The following is a 16,386-nucleotide window of genomic DNA, read 5'->3' on the forward strand; positions in this document are numbered from 1 at the left end:
TTCGCCGATGAACCGGAATCCCTCCAGATTCAATAAATTCGTGAACCGCTCTAGAAGCGCCCCTCGCGAACCGGATTTCCAGAATATAATCTTTGTAGGCATATTGCCAAGGCTTGATAGGAAAGAAATGTTAGAGGCGCCTTCGCCCTTGTTCGGCGAGAACCGGCAGCACCGAAATGACAGGCCCTCTTGCGCTCCTAATATTTGTAGATACAATAAATAAATGCAGATCACCTTTGACCCGGTGAAACGTGCGGCAACCTTGCAGGACCGCGGCCTGGACTTCGCCGATGCCGCCTTGGTCTTCGCAGGCAAGACTCTGGATCTTCCTGACGAGCGCCGCGACTACGGCGAGCTACGGATAATCACGGTCGGAACGCTGCACGGGCGGATGGTGATCGTTGCGTGGACCCCGCGCGGCGAGGCGCGGCACGAATTTTCGATGAGGAAAGCCAATGACAGGGAAAAAGCGCGCTTCGGGCAGCGACTTGAAGAAAGTTGACGCCCATTCCATCCAGCCGCACGAATACGACGAAATCCCCGAACTCGCGGACGAGTTCTTCGCGCGTGCCGATCAGCATAAGGCTGGACAGCTCGTTCAGCGCGGCCGACCGAAGTCGGACGATCCGAAGCAACTGATATCACTGCGGCTCGACGCCGAGGTCGTACGCTGGTTCAAGAGCACAGGCACCGGCTATCAGGCGCGGATGGGCGAGGTATTGAAATCGCACATGGTGCGGAAGAAGGCGGCGGGAAAGAAAAAAGCGGGGTAGATTGCGGGCGATTTTCGGATTGCGCATCACTTTATTCCGAATACGCTGGCTCCATGCGTCATAGTCTTTTCAAGTATTTTCCGAACGAAAGTAGGCTGACGCCTTTCTCGACGGTCAGGTTCTGTTTCGCTCGCTGTCGCATTTCCGCGATTACGAAGACGGCAATATCCGGGGGACTGCAAAGAAGGGACGGCGACGTTTCGCCCGCCTGCGGGGTTAGTCATCAATAACCTGACACAGGGAAAAAGCGCGTATGGTGGGTTACGCGCTGGCGCTAACTTACCCACCCGTCTGAGGGTACGCTACTTGGCGCAACTTGGAATGTTGCGTCGTGGATCGTCCTCCCTACAGCCATTTCTTCCACTTGAAGAACATGTAGGGCAGCACGGCTGCGAAGACCATCATGATCAGTGCTGCGGGATAGCCGAGGTCCCATTGCAGTTCCGGCATCAGCTTGAAGTTCATGCCGTAGACCGATGCGATGAGCGTCGGCGGCATCAACACGACGGCCATGACCGAGAACAGCTTGATGATGTTGTTCTGTTCCAGATTGACGACGCCGAGCATCGCATCGAGCGTGAAGGTGATCTTGTTCGACAGGTAGGAGGCGTGATCGGTTAGCGACACCACGTCGCGCTGCATGGTCTTGAGCTGGGCACGCATGTCCTTCGACCACTTCACGCCCTCGGCTTCCGCGGTGATGAAGGTGACGACGCGGCCGATCGAGACGAGGCTTTCACGCACTTTCGAGGTCAGGTCGCCCTTGCGGCCAATGGTGATCAGGATTTCCGAATAGCGTTTGGCGTGGCCGGTCCGCAGCGACTCATCCGGCTCGAAGATGTCATGGCTGACCTGATCGACATCGGCGCCGACGCGTTCGAGAATGTCGGCGCAGCGATCGATCACCGCGTCGAGCAGTTCGAGCAGAATGGTTTCACCATTGGCGCCCGCGGGTGCGTTGCGGCCAAGCTTCAGTTCGACCGACGCGAACGGACGCGGAGTGTCGTAGCGCACCGTCACCAGCCGCTGCCGGGTGAGGATGAAGGTCACCGCCGTGATCCGCGGCGACTCGGTATCGGAACCGCACATCAAGCTGGCGGTCATGTAGCGGGCGCCGTTCTCGATATAGAGCCGGCTGGAGATTTCGATCTCCTGCATGTCTTCACGGGTCGGGATTTCGATCCCCGCCAGCTTCTCCACCGCCTTGTCCTCTGCCGGCGACGGCTTCACCATGTCGATCCACACCGCATTGTCCGGCAGCGCCGCAAGATCGGCCGGCTCGGATTTTCTCAAGGCATGATCGGCAGGCGTGAAGACAGCGAGCATGGGCAACTCCGGGAAACTGAAAAGGCGGGGAACCGCGATCCGGACCGAATCGACTGGGGCGATCGACCATGACCGATGCAGATGCAGCCGTCATGACAGCCTTTGTGCGGCGCGCCAACCCCGCGCGCGCCCGTGAAATCCTTCCCCTATGATCGGGCGTCCTGTGCACCCGAGACTGACAAAATTATCACGCCTGCATCACGGATTCGCGAGGCGCTGCGCTTCTGCACAGGATTTGGCCGCGCAGCCGAAAAACCTGCGGCAAATATGACACAGGTTGTGCGCTGCATGATGCGCAGCGCATCTAACCGCTGGAATTGCAGCGGATTTCAGCGATAGTGACTTTAACGGAATCGTGGCGTTCGCGGGCTATTTTGGGTGCGTTTCCTTGCACCAGCCTGCCTGAATTCGGACCTCACGCAATTGGAACAATGACATGTCGCCGCTCAAGATTAAGCTTGGACTGATTGTCGCCGCCGGCCTGATGCTGTCGGGCTGCATGCAGACCGCAACCCAATTCCAGGCCGCTCCGGAAGCCAGCCTCAAGCCAAACGACAAGGCCCAGCTCGCCAAGGCGCGTTACGCCAAGGTACAGCCGGCGGAGCCGTTCCGGCGCGCCATCGTCGACTTCCACCGCAAGGAAGCGCCGGGCTCGATCGTGGTCGATTCCGACAATCACTATCTCTATTTCGTCCAGGACGGCGGCAAGGCGATCCGTTACGGCGTGACCGTCGGCGAAGAAGCGCTGGCCTTCTCGGGCGTCGCGCGTGTCGGCAACATGGCCGAATGGCCGAAGTGGACCCCGACTGCCGATATCCACAAGCGCATCGAAGGCCTGCCGGCTCAGGTGCCTGGCGGCGTCGACAATCCCCTCGGTGCCCGTGCCCTGTATCTCTATCAGGGCAACAAGGACACGCTGTTCCGCATCCACGGCACCAACCAGCCGGAATATATCGGCTCCTCGATCTCGTCGGGCTGCATCCGCATGACCAACGAAGACGTCATCGACCTCTACAGCCGCGTCAAGCCGGGTGCTGTGGTTGTCGTGCTCGAGCCGAAGGCCGGCGACTCGCCGTATAATTCGAAGCTCGCTTTGCAGGGCGGCGGCGGAACGCCGTACTGAACTGACAGAGTTTTATCTGATTAGAAAAGCGCCGGTTTTGCCGGCGCTTTTTTTTGTTTTAGCCGAAGCGCAAGCGGGAGCGGTCTCCCTCCCTCAAGCGGCGAAGCCGCGCAGTGGGGTCTGGCGAACGAAGTCGTTCGCCATGGGGCGACCGAACGAGGCGATGCGTAGCATCGACGAAGTGGAGGCCGGGTGGGGTGCCTCCGGCAACGCCGTCGCCTGTGCACCCCCACTTGACCCGCCTACGGCCGGCCCCCCTCCCGGCAAGGGGGAGGGAAAAGAAAGCAAAAGAAAACACCTGCCCGGACGCGGCCACAAATACGCGATCAGGACGTCACCGCAAAAAGCTGAACGGCGATGGTGGCGGCGCGCGGCGTTTCTTCGGCTTGGGTTTTGGCCTCTGCTTGGGCTGCTCCGGCGGCTCTGCTTCGGGCTCCGGCGCGGCTTCAGCCGGCTGAGTGGCTTGAGGCTCGGCGGCCTTGGCCGCCTCAGGCATCTTCTCGCCCGGCTTACCCTCGGCCACCTCGCGCGGCGGCGCCTCGTCCGGGCGCATGGCGGGCATCAGGGGGGCAATGCGAGGCCACTCGTCCCAGACGTCCCACTGGCAGATCCGGTAGTTGCCGCGCCGCTCGGCGATATCGAGATGGATGTGATCCTCGTGATAGCCGTCGGAGCCCGGCCCCAATACGGTGGTGAAACGCGTACAGACCGAATGCAGCACCGCCTCGCGCTGCTCGCGCGGCGTGTTGCGTTCGGTGAGCGCGATCGAACGGCCATTCGCGAGTTTCAGCCCACGCACATCCAGCGCATTGGCGCGGCCATGCTCCGACAGTTTCGCACCGACCACGCGGTTGCGCCCGCGGCAATCGAAGGAATCGAAATTATCAAGCTCGATAAGCCTGGTTCCGAGGCTGGTCGCGAGCGGCGCCATGTCGGCACGGATCCACTCGGCCACCGCCGTTGCCATCGCACAGCGCATCGTTCCCGCCGGCTTCAGCGGCACGCGCGTCTTGTCCGGCAGCACGACGGCCTCGAGCCGCACCATGTCGGGGCCACCGCAGGCGCCCGGCCCCTTGATGTCGGGAATACCCGGCGCAATGGCGACCGCATCGGTGAGCGCCAGGCGGCAGGCTGACAGCGGCGGCGGCTCCGGCGGACGCGCTTCGGCGGCGGGCTTCTCGGGCTCAGCGGGTTGTTCGGATTTCCTAGACTCCTCGCCCGGCTTTTGCGCCGGCTCGGCCGTGGGCGCTTCGACCGGGCGGGATTTCGGCAGCGGGACGCGCGACGTCGTCAGATAGGCCTGCGCCGGCGCCGGCGCGGCAACCAGCAGCAGCGCCAGAACCGCTCCAATTGTCCTTTGGTCGCAGCCGGATAGGCCAAAAGTCCATTTCCGGGCCGCTTTCCCCGCGCTAAACTTCATGCCAAGACCTAAGCCCAAAAGAGCGGTCGAAGTTCCCCGGCAATGATCGGGGGACCGGCAGAACAATCACAAGACGGAGGAACGATCGAATGCGTGGCTTGATGCAAGACTGGCCTTTGCTGTGTCACCGGATCATCGATCATGCGGCGCGGGTCCACGGCGAACGTGAAGTCGTGACCAGATCAGTCGAAGGTCCCATACACCGCACCAATTACGCCGAAATTCGTACCCGCGCCCTGAAAGTCGCGCAGCGCCTTGATCGCGAAGGCATCAAGATGGGCGACCGCGTCGCGACCATCGCGTGGAATACGTGGCGACACCTGGAAACGTGGTACGGCATCATGGGCATCGGCGCCATCTGCCATACAGTCAATCCACGTCTATTCCCCGATCAGATCGCGTGGATCATCAACCATGCGCAGGATCGCATCGTGATGACGGACCTGACCTTCGTTCCGCTGCTGGAAAAACTCGCCGACAATCTGCCCAGCGTCGAACGCTATATCGTCTACACCGACAAGGCGAACATGCCGCAGACCACGCTGAAAAACGCCGTGGCCTATGAGGACTGGATCGCGGAAGTCGACGGCAATTTCAAATGGAAGGAGTTCGACGAGAACACCGCAGCGGCGATGTGCTACACATCCGGAACCACGGGCGATCCGAAGGGCGTGCTGTATTCTCACCGCTCCAACGTGATGCACGCGCTGATGGCCAATACCGGTGACTCGCTCGGCGCCAATGCCGCCGACACCATGCTGCCGGTCGTCCCGCTGTTTCATGCCAATAGCTGGGGCATCGCGTTTTCCGCACCATCGATGGGCACCAAGCTCGTACTGCCCGGCGCCAAGATGGACGGCGCCTCGATCTACGAATTGCTCTCGACGGAGAAGGTGACGCACACCGCCGGCGTGCCGACCGTGTGGCTGATGCTGCTCAACTATATGTCGCAGAACAATCTGAAACTGCCTGACCTGCGCATGGTGGTGTGCGGCGGCTCGGCGATGCCGCGCTCGATGATCAAGGCCTTCGTCGATATGGGCATCGGCGCGCGCCACGCATGGGGCATGACCGAGATGTCGCCGATCGGCACGCTGGCCGCGCTGAAGCCGCCCTTCGACCAACTCGAAGGCGACGAGCGGCTGGATATCCTGCAGACCCAGGGCTATCCGCCATTCGGCGTCGAGATGAAAATCACCGACGACAGCGGCAAGAGCCTGCCCTGGGACGGCAAGACCTTCGGCCGTCTCAAGGTGCGCGGACCTTCGGTGTCGCGCGCCTATTTCCGCGTCGACGACGAGATCCTCGACGAGGAAGGCTACTTCGACACCGGCGACGTCGCGACCATCGACAAGCATGGCTACATGCGCATCACTGACCGCTCCAAGGATGTGATCAAGTCGGGCGGCGAATGGATCTCGTCGATCGACCTGGAGAACCTTGCCGTCGGTCATCCGAAGGTCGCGGAAGCCGCGGTCATCGGCGTCTATCATCCGAAATGGGACGAGCGGCCGCTGCTCATCGTACAGCTCAAGCAGGACCAGACCGCCACGCGCGAGGACATCCTGAAATACATGGATGGCAAGATCGCCAAGTGGTGGATGCCGGATGACGTGGTATTCGTCGACGCGATCCCGCACACCGCCACCGGCAAGATCCTGAAGACCGCGCTGCGCGATCAGTTCAAGACGTACAGCCTGCCGACAGCGGCGGCCTAGTTAAAGAAAAACCTCTCCTCGCAATGCGAGGAGAGGTTTTCAATTTGTGGGGCAACGAGAGCCTCAGCCGTTCAGCGCGGCCTTCACCAGACCGCTGGCCTTGCCGAAGTCCATCTGGCCGGCATATTTCGCCTTCAGTGCGGCGATCACCTTGCCCATGTCTTTCATACCGGCAGCACCTGTCGCTGCGATCTCGGCTGCGATGGCGGACCTGGTCTCGTCCTCCGACATCTGCTGAGGCAGATAGGCTGTGATGATCGCGATTTCCTCGCGCTCCTGGGTCGCGAGTTCCGCCCGGCCGCCCTTGTCGTAGAGTTCGACCGACTCCTGACGCTGTTTGATCATCTTCTGCAGGAGGCTCAGCAGGTCGGCATCTGACAGCGGCGGCTTGCCCTGGCCGCGCGCCTCGATATCGGCATTCTTGATGGTCGAATTGACCATGCGAAGCGTTGAAAGCTTGCGCTCGTCCTTGGCCCGCATAGCGTCCTTGACGGCGTTGTTGATGTCATCGCGCAGCATCTGCGTCTCCTCTTGCGGCCGCCAATCGCAGCGCCGGACCTCGGTTGGCCTCGATCTAAGCGTTTTGAGAGGTATGCACAACCGCACCCGCTCATTGTCGGGAGCCGCCCGGAGCTATTGTCCGAACTACTGCCCAAACCTATTGCCGATGGCTGGAGCTGAAATCCTCGGCGCCTCCGGACGGTGGTCCGGGCGTGGTGGCTTCGTTGGCGCGCGGCAGAACCATCAGCGCCGATACGGTGGCCGGAATACCGGCCTGCCCCCACAACCGGGGCTGAACCTCGAAATCGAAGCGGACATGCTGCGGCTCGAGCGCTGCGACACGGTCCATCCACGCCACGCAAACGCTGTCCGTCGCGAAGCACATCGCGGCCCAGCCCCTCTGCAACGTCGTCGGGCGCGGCATGCCCCAGGTGTACTGGAACTGGAACGGGCGACCGTAGAGCGGATGGTCAGGGCTGTAGAAAGCCGTCGCGAATGCCAACCCGTCATCGCCACTGATCCGTGGCATAGGCCGGTCCGTCATCTGGTGCCAGCGATTGGTCAGCTCTTGAGCGGCCAACCGATAGTAAGTCCGCTCATTGGGGTTGATGCTGTTGCGATAGATGGCATGAATTGGCGCCGCTACCACGGTTGCAATGACAGCAATGCCAGCGACGAAGACCACCATGTTGACCACATACAGGCGCTCGAGCGTGAAGCGGGCGCCGCAGACGATCAAGATGGCTGGCAGGAACAGACCCTGCAACGCCCATAGCGAGGGCATATCGGTGCCGACAGCGACAGTGGTCGCAACCGGCAGCAACACAGTTGCGATGAATACCCAGAACAGCAGCAGCAATCCCGGACTCATCGCACGGAAATCGGCCCGAAAGTATTTCAGGCGCAGCTCGGCCGACAAAACCCAGACGATGGCCGGCAGCGCCATCGTCGCCGCGAGACCGAGCACGAACATGCCCGCCTCCTGCAACGACTGAGCGAAGCCGAGTCCACCGTGAACATCCAGGGCATAGGCGAATGGCGCGGCGCCCGTGGTGGCAAGCCAATGAATATGCGGTCCCAGGGCAACGATCCCGGTCAGAGCCGAGACCCACGGTGCCCAGGACCTGAAATAGATCGCCCGCTGCGGATGTACGACCGCTGCCAGCACAAAGCTGCCGACCAGAAAGATTGAATAATACTTCCCGAGCATCGCCAGCGCGGATAGGAAGCCGGCGGCAGCAGCCCAGCCGATAGCGCGCGTTTCAAAGGAGCGCAGGAAGCAATAGGTCGCCAATGGCCAGATCGCGAGCAGCACGGTGTTGGCGTTGAAGCGCTGGGCATGGAATTGATAGGCCGGCAGCAACATCAGCAGCAGCAATACGACGGCCCGCGAATCGCCCCGCACGAAGCGCCGCGCAATCAGATCGACGGCCCAGAGCGCCACCGCCGCATTGGTCATCGACAGCAACTGGAACGACCAGTCGGTGAGCGGGAAAACCAGCGTCCACAGCCACGCGACCCAGCCCATCAGCGGCGGATGTTTGGGATAGCCCCATGCGAATTCGCGGCCGAGGCTCCAGGTTTCCAGCGCATCTGCATGCAGGTCGCCGCTCTGATAGGCGATGACGAGAAACAGCAGCCAGATCGACGCAAAGCCAACGATCAGCACAGGGATCGTCCAGCCCTTCTCGATCCCATCAAGCCAGATCAGAAAAGGCCTGCGCCATCGCGCTGGCGCAACGGCCGAGCGCGCAGCCATCCTGGCGAAATAATCCAACTGCACTGAAATATCCGGAAATACGGCGAAGCTGTAGATTGCTAGCGGCGAAAGTTACCTCCGGCAAGCGCTGGGATCTATAATTGTTTGATTCTACGTCTCATTCTGCAAGTTACGCGGTATCGGTGTGTCGAATTCGCCGGACAACCGACATGCCACAGCACGGCCTGGTTGAGATATTTTTCCTCCACCTCGGGCCATCCGGCCCCTCCGGCGGGGCTACGCCCCCCCGCCCCAAACGCGCCCGACCGCACTTGACGTGTGAATCCGGCGGTTCCGGCTTTGACGGCGGCAGACGCCGGGACTATGTAGTCCCCTCATGACCCCCTCAGAAACATCCCCAGCCTGGCCGGACCACAAACCGACCGCGCTCCTCGTGCTCGCCGATGGCACCGTGCTGGAAGGCTTCGGCCTCGGTGCGGAAGGCCAGGCCGTGGGCGAAGTCTGCTTCAACACGGCGATGACCGGCTATGAGGAGATCCTCACCGATCCCTCCTATGCCGGACAGCTCATCACCTTCACCTTCCCGCATATCGGCAATGTCGGCACCAACGACGAGGATATCGAGACGGTGAACATGGCGGCGACGCCAGGCGCCCGCGGCGTGATCCTGCGCTCGGCGATCACCGACCCGTCGAATTACCGCTCATCGCGCCATCTTGACGCCTGGCTGAAGGCGCGCGGCATCATCGGCATTTCCGGCATCGACACCCGCGCCCTGACCGCACTGATCCGCAACAAGGGCATGCCCAATGCGGTGATTGCCCATGCCAGGGACGGCAAGTTCGACCTGCACGGCCTCAAGGAAGAAGCGCGCGAATGGCCCGGCCTCGAAGGCATGGACCTGGTGCCGATGGTGACATCCGCCCAGCGCTTCACCTGGGACGAAACTCCCTGGGAATGGGAAAAAGGCTTCGGCCGCCAGACCGACCCTGAATTCAACGTCGTCGCCATCGATTACGGCATCAAACGCAACATCCTGCGCCTGCTGGCAGGCGAAGGCTGCAAGGTCACGGTGGTTCCGGCCACGACCTCGGCAGAAGAGATCATGGCGCTGAAGCCGGACGGCGTGTTCCTGTCGAATGGCCCGGGCGATCCCGCCGAAACCGGCAAATATGCCGTGCCTGTCATCAAGCAGGTGATCGATTCCGGCGTGCCCACATTCGGTATCTGCCTCGGTCACCAGATGCTCGGCCTCGCGGTCGGCGCCAGGACCAAGAAGATGCATCAGGGCCATCACGGCGCCAATCATCCGGTCAAGGACGAGACCACCGGCAAGGTGGAAATCACTTCGATGAACCACGGCTTTGCGGTGGACGAAGCGACGCTGCCCAAGGGCACAACGCAGACCCACATCTCGCTATTCGACGGATCCAATTGCGGCATCCAGCTCGACGGCAAGCCGGCGTTCTCGGTTCAGTACCACCCGGAGGCCTCCCCCGGCCCGCGCGACTCGCACTACTTGTTCAAGCGGTTCGCGGATCTGATGCGGGCGAAGAAGGCGTCGTAAGCGCTTCGATCCGACAAACGCAGTCTTATCGGTCATCATGGCCCTCGCGTCTGCAATCGACGGATCGCTGAAACGCAGGGCGTCACGCACGTGATCGACTCACGCACGTGGCCTGCGCAACGGTCAATATCGGGCCACCTCCACAGCCTTTCGTAAAGCCGTGCGGAATTCCGAGCAATCGGCCGTACGCCGCTCGACGCACTGCGGTCGGGTTGGTAAGCCGTCTCCGTAAGGAGACCTGAGTCGAGACATGACCGTTGCGATCGAGATGGGGCAGACGACGTCAGGCGCCCCGGCGGCTCTGGACCTTGAGGAACTGCTGGCGACGCGCCTGCTCGTGCAGGGCAATTCGGGTTCCGGAAAATCGCATCTGCTGCGCCGGCTGCTCGAACAGAGCGCCCCCTGGGTGCAGCAGACCATCATCGATCCCGAAGGCGATTTCGTCTCTCTGGCCGAGCGATTTGGTCATCTGGTGATCGATGCAGAGGCGCACACCGAACGCGGGTTGCAGGTCGCCGGCGAGCGCGCGCGCATGCACCGCGTCTCCACGGTGCTCAATCTCGAAGGGCTGGATGCCGAGAATCAGATGCGCCGCGCCGCCGCCTTTCTCGGTGGACTGTTCGACGCGCCCCGCGACCATTGGTATCCGATGCTCGTGGTGGTGGACGAGGCGCAGCTGTTCGCCCCGGCCGTCGCGGGCGAGGTGTCGGACGAAGCGCGCAAGCTCTCGCTCGGCGCCATGACCAACCTGATGTGCCGCGGCCGCAAACGCGGGCTTGCCGGCGTTATCGCCACGCAACGACTGGCGAAGCTCGCCAAGAATGTCGCGGCCGAAGCATCGAATTTCCTGATGGGCCGCACCTTCCTCGATATCGACATGGCGCGCGCCGCGGATCTCCTCGGCATGGAGCGGCGACAGGCCGAATCCTTCCGCGACCTCGAGCGCGGGCAATTCATGGCGCTCGGCCCCGCCCTCTCCCGCCGACCGCTGGGACTGCGCATCGGCACAACCGAGACCAGCCCGCGCAATGCGACGCCGCGCCTGATGCCGCTGCCTGAAGCGACGCTCGACGACGTGCGCGCGACGATTCTCGCAGCGCCGCCGCCGGAGCCCGTCCGGGCGCAGCGCCGCGCGCCGTCATCGCCGGATCTGCTTGGTCAGCTCATGGCGGCAAAGTCCGCCGCGCTGGAGGTTCGGCCCGATGTACCGGAGACGCCGATCGCCGAGGAACTGGCCGCGCGGCGCGAGCGCGTCGACCGCGTGTTGCAAGCCTTGATGGCAGAACCCGATGCAGGATTTCGGGTCGTCGGCGTGCTCTATCAGGAATTCGTGGTCCGCTGCCGGATCGAGGGGCTCGGTGCCGCCGTGCCGGACCTCGATGACTTCCGTCGCATGCTGACGCGGGCTCGCGCCGGCCTCGGCTCCGAGATGGCAGATGATGACGGCTGGCAGGACGTCTCCGTCCGCGCCTCGATCCTGCCCGACGACATGCAAGGCGTCTTCATGATGATCGCCCGCGCCGCCAAGGAAGGATGGCCATGCCCGAGCGACGCAGCGATTGCCCGCGCCTATGGCTCGCACTCCCTGCGCCGTGCGCGCCGCCTGCTCAGCTACATCGAGGAGCAAGGTCTCATCGTGTGCCAGCTCGACGGCGCCGGTCGGCGCATCGTGACGCTCGTTGAGTTAGCCTGGGCGACGGCACCCGGCGATCCCAATGCCGAGGAAGTGCCCGCGGAGCAGGCCTGACGCCGCTTCAGTCCGCCGAGAAGCCGAACGGAACGTTCAGCGTCCTGAAATCATCCGGCAACAACTCGCGCCCGATCGGAAGCGCCGAGCGCGCAGCGCAGCGTGGACGGTGGCAGACGCGACACGCGACGCCGATTGGCGTCGGCGCATCCGCGCGCGGCGCCGACGCATCGCGGGTGTAGATCAACTGCCCCGCATGCTCCGCAGCGCAACCGATGGCAATCGCGCGCTCCACGCGCTGTGCGCCGTAGGCACCTCCGCCGGCCGTGACCGTGCGGGCGATGGAGAAAAAACGCTGGCCATCCGGCAATTCCAGCCACTGTGTCACGATCTGGCGCGGCGTTTTGAAAACGTCATGCACCGACCACAGCGGGCACGCACCGCCGTGCTTGGCGAATGGAAAGCCCGCGCCATCGAGCAGTTTTGAAATATTGCCGGCGGGATCGACGCGGATCAGGAAGAACGGGACTTTCTCCGCACCCGGCCGCTGCAAGGTGGTGATGCGATGCGCGGTCTGCTCGAAGCTGGCGCCGAATTGGCGTGCCAGCGCTTCGAGATCATAGCGACGCGTTTCGGCGGCGCGCGCGAAAGCGGCATAGGGCATGATCAGCGCCGCGGCGGCATAGCCCGCGAGTGCACGGCGCGCCAAAAGTTCGGCACTCTTGGTGGTGAACTGGCCGTCTTCCAGCGCTGTGCCGATCTCGTTTTCCATTTCGAGATAGACGAGTTGCTGGGCGAGCTGGAAGTTGAGACTGGCGGTGTCGAGCGAGTCCTCGAGCAGCAATTGCTTGCGATGCAGATCCAGTCGTCGCACCGAGCCGAGCATGACGTCCGGCGGCAGATAGCGCACTTGCAGCTTGTGCCGGGTCTTGAGACGCTCGACGAAACCGCCCGGACCGGCCGTTGCCTGCGCGAGGCGTTCGGCTGCGTCATCGAGACCCGCGAAATTGTTGCGGCGCGCCGCCAGAAATCGCCTGACCTCGGCCACGGGATCATTGGCATCATAGCCTTCGCCAGCCGCTTGCGATGCACTGCCCGCGAGCGCCGGCGCGCGCCGGTCCGCCAGCGCAAGCTGTTCCTCGCGATAGGCCGTGTAGAGCCGCAGGAAGGCTTCGGCCATGCCGGGATAGCTGACCGCGAGATCGCTGATTTCGAGCGCAGGGATATCGATGTCCGAAAACATCGGCTCCTTCAGGATCGACTGCATCCGCGCCGTATTGTCGGCGCCGCCGTCGCCGGCGAGATCGGCCAGATCGATCGTATAGGTGCGGGCCAGCCGCAGCAGCATGTCGGCCGTCATCGGCCGCTGGTTGCGCTCCAGCAGCGCGACATAGGGTGCGGATATTTCGAGATCTGCCGCCATATCGGCCTGAGTCAGGCCTAAATCGCGTCGAAGCCGCCGCAATCGGGGACCCATGAAGACAGAACGGCCAGCCGAGGTAGCCATCGGCGCCCTCCCATATCTTGTAATTACCTTACAGCATTACACGCATAATTTGTAAAGTATGACAAGTTATCTGCGTTCCGTCTAGCGGCTGGCGATCCCGCCCTTACAACCAGGGACAGGTTTTTCGTCAGCCAAAGGGATCGAGACAATGAACTTCCAGCCACGCGGGATCAGCAACCAGACCATCCTCGGCACGGGCTCCTATCAGAGCGAAATCGAGGCGGCGTCGGCGCTGCTCAAGACCAAGGACACCTGGAACGGCGTCACCGCCGAAGCCGTCGCGCGCATGCGCCTGCAGAACCGCTTCAAGACCGGCCTCGACGTCGCGCGCTACACCGCGTCGCTGATGCGCGCCGACATGGCGGCCTATGATGCGGACACCACCAAGTATACCCAGTCGCTCGGTTGCTGGCATGGCTTCATCGCGCAGCAGAAGCTGATCTCGGTCAAGAAGCACTTCGGCACCACCGACCGCACCTACCTGTATCTGTCAGGCTGGATGATCGCAGCACTGCGCTCCGAATTCGGCCCGCTGCCGGATCAGTCGATGCACGAGAAGACTTCGGTGCCTGCTCTGATTGAGGAGCTCTACACCTTCCTGCGTCAGGCCGACTCGCGCGAGCTCAACGACATCTTCCGCAGCCTCGACGCAGCCCGCAAGGCTGGCGACAAGGCAAAGGAAGAAGAACTGATCAACAAGATCGACAACTTCCAGACCCACGTCGTTCCGGTCATCGCCGATATCGACGCCGGCTTCGGCAATGCGGAAGCAACTTATCTTCTGGCCAAGAAGATGATCGAGGCCGGCGCCTGCGCGCTGCAGATTGAAAACCAGGTCTCGGACGAGAAGCAGTGCGGCCATCAGGACGGCAAGGTGACCGTGCCGCACGAAGTCTTCCTCGCGAAGATTCGCGCCTGCCGCCACGCCTTCCTCGAAATGGGCGTCGAAGACGGCATCATCGTCACCCGCACGGACTCGCTCGGTGCCGGTCTGACGCAGCAGATCGCTGTCAGCCACAAGCCGGGCGACCTCGGCGACCAGTACAACAGCTTCCTGGATTGCGAAGAAGTGACGCCCGAGAACGCCAAAAATGGCGACGTCATCATCAACCGGGACGGCAAGATGCTGCGGCCGAAGCGGCTGCCCAGCAACCTCTATCAGTTCCGCGCCGGCACCGGCGAAGACCGCTGCGTGCTCGACAGCATCACCTCGCTGCAGAACGGCGCCGATCTCCTGTGGATCGAGACCGAGAAGCCGCACATCGAGCAGATCGCCAAGATGATCGACCGCGTGCGTGAAGTGATCCCGAACGCCAAGCTCGCCTACAACAACTCGCCGTCGTTCAACTGGACCCTCAACTTCCGTTGGCAGGTGTACGACGCGATGAAGGAAGCCGGCAAGGATGTCAGCAAGTACAACCGCGCCGAGCTGATGAAGGCGGAGTATGACACCACCCCGCTGGCGATCGAAGCCGACGAGCGCATCCGCACCTTCCAGGCGGATTCAGCCAAGCGCGCCGGCATCTTCCATCACCTGATCACGCTGCCGACCTATCACACGGCTGCGCTGTCGACCGACAACCTCGCCAAGGAGTATTTCGGCGAACAGGGCATGCTGGGTTACGTCAAGAACGTCCAGCGCGCCGAAATCCGCCAGAGCATCGCCTGCGTCCGCCATCAGAACATGGCTGGTTCGGACATCGGCGACGATCACAAGGAATACTTCGCCGGCGAGGCAGCCCTGAAGGCGGGCGGCGCGCACAATACGATGAACCAGTTCGGCTAATCTCCACGGTTCAGCCCATCGCAAAATCAGCCTGGGGTCTTGTCAGACCTCAGGCTGATTTCGTTGTTGGTTCAAATGCCACCCCGACCTCGGGCGCACCCGTCACTGGACGGCAGCGACAGGAATACTGGTGGTCCGGATCATGCCCGTCGTGCTCGGCAGCATCTTCCTGGCGCTGTTCGCATCGGCCGATCCCATGATCGAGCAATAGCTATCGAGATCGACCAGGGTAGCTAGCCCCCCCTTACGTCCGAGTGGGCGAACTCACCGAAGCGCGACTCACCAAACGCCCCTTCTGCGATTGCTGACCCAGCGATACATGCCTTCGATGTTCGGGACCCGCATGAATGCATATCCGAACCAGGCCTTGTATTCGTCTTTGAAGGTCACGTGGCGCCAGACCTGGTCCCAGCTTTCGCCCTTGCGGATAAGTGCGAGCACTTGGTCATGCAGGCTTGTCATGTATTCCCGCAGCGCCCGTTGGTCGTCCTTGTTCGAAAGTTCATAATGCCCGACGTCGATATATTGCACGTCCTGCTTCAGCACCCAGTCCAGAGACTCGATCCACCCATCATAGTAAAAATCGAGAAAATCCATGTACGGAAGCGTCTTGGCCTCGCAGATATCCGTGCACTGGAGCGCCTTTTCCTTCGGGAAGTACACCAGCGTCATGCTGTTCGAATGGCTCGGTGCGACGTGGTGAAGTTCCACCGTTTCACCACCAAGCGTGATGGTCATTTTGCGATCGAACACCTTGTCCGGCACGGCAACGGGAAGCCGCTCCCCGACAATCGCCTCGAGTGCGTTTCGCTGGGCCACGACGATGGCACCGTCTTGCTGCAACACCTGGGAGCCTGCGATATGGTCGAAGTGGGCGTGCGTATAGACGACGTATTTGATGCCGACACCGAAGCGGCTCTTGATCTCGTCGCGCAGCCAGGTCGCCGTGCAGGTCAGCGCCGGATCAATCACCAGCGCGCCCTCATTGGTGATAAGAACGAGGCCGCTGTGAAGCGCAGGCAGCGCTGTGTTGGTGTGCCGGTAAACGTTGCCACTGACCTGAGTGAGGGTTCGTGGCGTGCTGGAACAGGCTGCGGCCGTGGGATCGGGCAGAATCTCCCGGTTGGCATATTGCGCGCGCGGGACGGCCTCTCCGGTATCGCTTGCCGCGAATGCGGTGAGCGGGGTGAGCGCGGCGGCGCTCACTAACGCCGCCGCCAGAGCGGATATCAACTTTACCATTACTGCTTCTCCTTTA

Annotated in this window: 13 protein-coding genes; 7 read left to right on the plus strand and 6 right to left on the minus strand. The window is 62.3% G+C overall.

The genetic code is table 11. The features are described from left to right. The first annotated feature begins 223 nt into the window (after window positions 1–223). Window positions 224–502 carry a BrnT family toxin gene (locus tag ACEK02_RS05250; protein WP_371420743.1) on the plus strand — a complete coding sequence of 93 codons (279 nt, stop codon included), beginning with the start codon at window positions 224–226 and terminating at the stop codon, window positions 500–502. Beyond that, window positions 489–773, plus strand: a complete 285-nt coding sequence (locus ACEK02_RS05255; protein ID WP_371420744.1) for a BrnA antitoxin family protein — start codon at window positions 489–491, stop codon at window positions 771–773. The genes ACEK02_RS05250 and ACEK02_RS05255 overlap by 14 nt, the downstream gene beginning before the upstream one ends. A gap of 345 nt (window positions 774–1,118) precedes the next feature. Here the strand turns inward: ACEK02_RS05255 and ACEK02_RS05260 are convergent, their stop codons facing one another. Beyond that, a complete protein-coding gene (locus tag ACEK02_RS05260; protein WP_371420745.1) occupies window positions 1,119–2,099 on the minus strand; it encodes a magnesium transporter CorA family protein in 981 nt (326 codons plus the stop codon). A gap of 436 nt (window positions 2,100–2,535) precedes the next feature. Between ACEK02_RS05260 and ACEK02_RS05265 the strand changes: the two genes are divergently transcribed. Continuing rightward, window positions 2,536–3,222: a L,D-transpeptidase gene (locus ACEK02_RS05265; protein WP_371420746.1), complete on the plus strand. Its 687-nt coding sequence runs from the start codon at window positions 2,536–2,538 to the stop codon at window positions 3,220–3,222. Between the two features lie 334 nt (window positions 3,223–3,556). On the opposite strand, the gene ACEK02_RS05270 is transcribed toward ACEK02_RS05265, so the two are convergent. After that, window positions 3,557–4,642, minus strand: a complete 1,086-nt coding sequence (locus tag ACEK02_RS05270; RefSeq protein WP_371420747.1) for an extensin family protein — start codon at window positions 4,640–4,642, stop codon at window positions 3,557–3,559. A gap of 89 nt (window positions 4,643–4,731) precedes the next feature. Here ACEK02_RS05270 and ACEK02_RS05275 point away from each other — a divergent pair, with 89 nt between their 5' ends. Further along, complete coding sequence (locus ACEK02_RS05275; protein ID WP_371420748.1) at window positions 4,732–6,360, plus strand: fatty-acid--CoA ligase; 1,629 nt, start codon at window positions 4,732–4,734, stop codon at window positions 6,358–6,360. Between the two features lie 63 nt (window positions 6,361–6,423). Here ACEK02_RS05275 and ACEK02_RS05280 read toward each other — a convergent pair whose 3' ends face one another. Both ACEK02_RS05280 and ACEK02_RS05285 read right to left on the minus strand, forming a co-directional pair. Then, window positions 6,424–6,879, minus strand: coding sequence for a GatB/YqeY domain-containing protein (locus tag ACEK02_RS05280; protein WP_371420749.1), 456 nt, complete (start codon window positions 6,877–6,879; stop codon window positions 6,424–6,426). Window positions 6,880–7,018: 139 nt separating this feature from the next. Next, window positions 7,019–8,644, minus strand: a complete 1,626-nt coding sequence (locus ACEK02_RS05285; protein WP_371420750.1) for a glycosyltransferase family 39 protein — start codon at window positions 8,642–8,644, stop codon at window positions 7,019–7,021. A 313-nt stretch (window positions 8,645–8,957) separates the two neighbouring features. On the opposite strand from ACEK02_RS05285, the gene carA reads away from it, so the two are divergent. Further along, entirely contained in the window at window positions 8,958–10,148 is a 1,191-nt protein-coding gene (gene carA / locus ACEK02_RS05290; RefSeq protein WP_371420751.1) for a glutamine-hydrolyzing carbamoyl-phosphate synthase small subunit, read from the plus strand. 250 nt (window positions 10,149–10,398) lie between these two features. Further along, window positions 10,399–11,895 (plus strand): helicase HerA domain-containing protein, encoded by a 1,497-nt coding sequence (locus tag ACEK02_RS05295; RefSeq protein ID WP_371420752.1) that lies wholly within the window; start codon window positions 10,399–10,401, stop codon window positions 11,893–11,895. Window positions 11,896–11,902: 7 nt separating this feature from the next. On the opposite strand, the gene ACEK02_RS05300 is transcribed toward ACEK02_RS05295, so the two are convergent. Next, a complete protein-coding gene (locus ACEK02_RS05300; RefSeq protein WP_371420753.1) occupies window positions 11,903–13,342 on the minus strand; it encodes a short-chain fatty acyl-CoA regulator family protein in 1,440 nt (479 codons plus the stop codon). 148 nt (window positions 13,343–13,490) lie between these two features. Here ACEK02_RS05300 and ACEK02_RS05305 point away from each other — a divergent pair, with 148 nt between their 5' ends. After that, a complete protein-coding gene (locus ACEK02_RS05305) occupies window positions 13,491–15,128 on the plus strand; it encodes an isocitrate lyase (RefSeq protein ID WP_371420754.1) in 1,638 nt (545 codons plus the stop codon). A 279-nt stretch (window positions 15,129–15,407) separates the two neighbouring features. Here the strand turns inward: ACEK02_RS05305 and ACEK02_RS05310 are convergent, their stop codons facing one another. Further along, the gene (locus ACEK02_RS05310; RefSeq protein ID WP_371420755.1) at window positions 15,408–16,370 is read right to left on the minus strand and encodes an MBL fold metallo-hydrolase; all 963 of its coding nucleotides are present in this window, start codon (window positions 16,368–16,370) and stop codon (window positions 15,408–15,410) included. Between the last annotated feature and the right edge of the window lie 16 nt (window positions 16,371–16,386).

This window comes from Tardiphaga sp. (assembly GCF_041424195.1).
Lineage (GTDB): Bacteria > Pseudomonadota > Alphaproteobacteria > Rhizobiales > Xanthobacteraceae > Tardiphaga.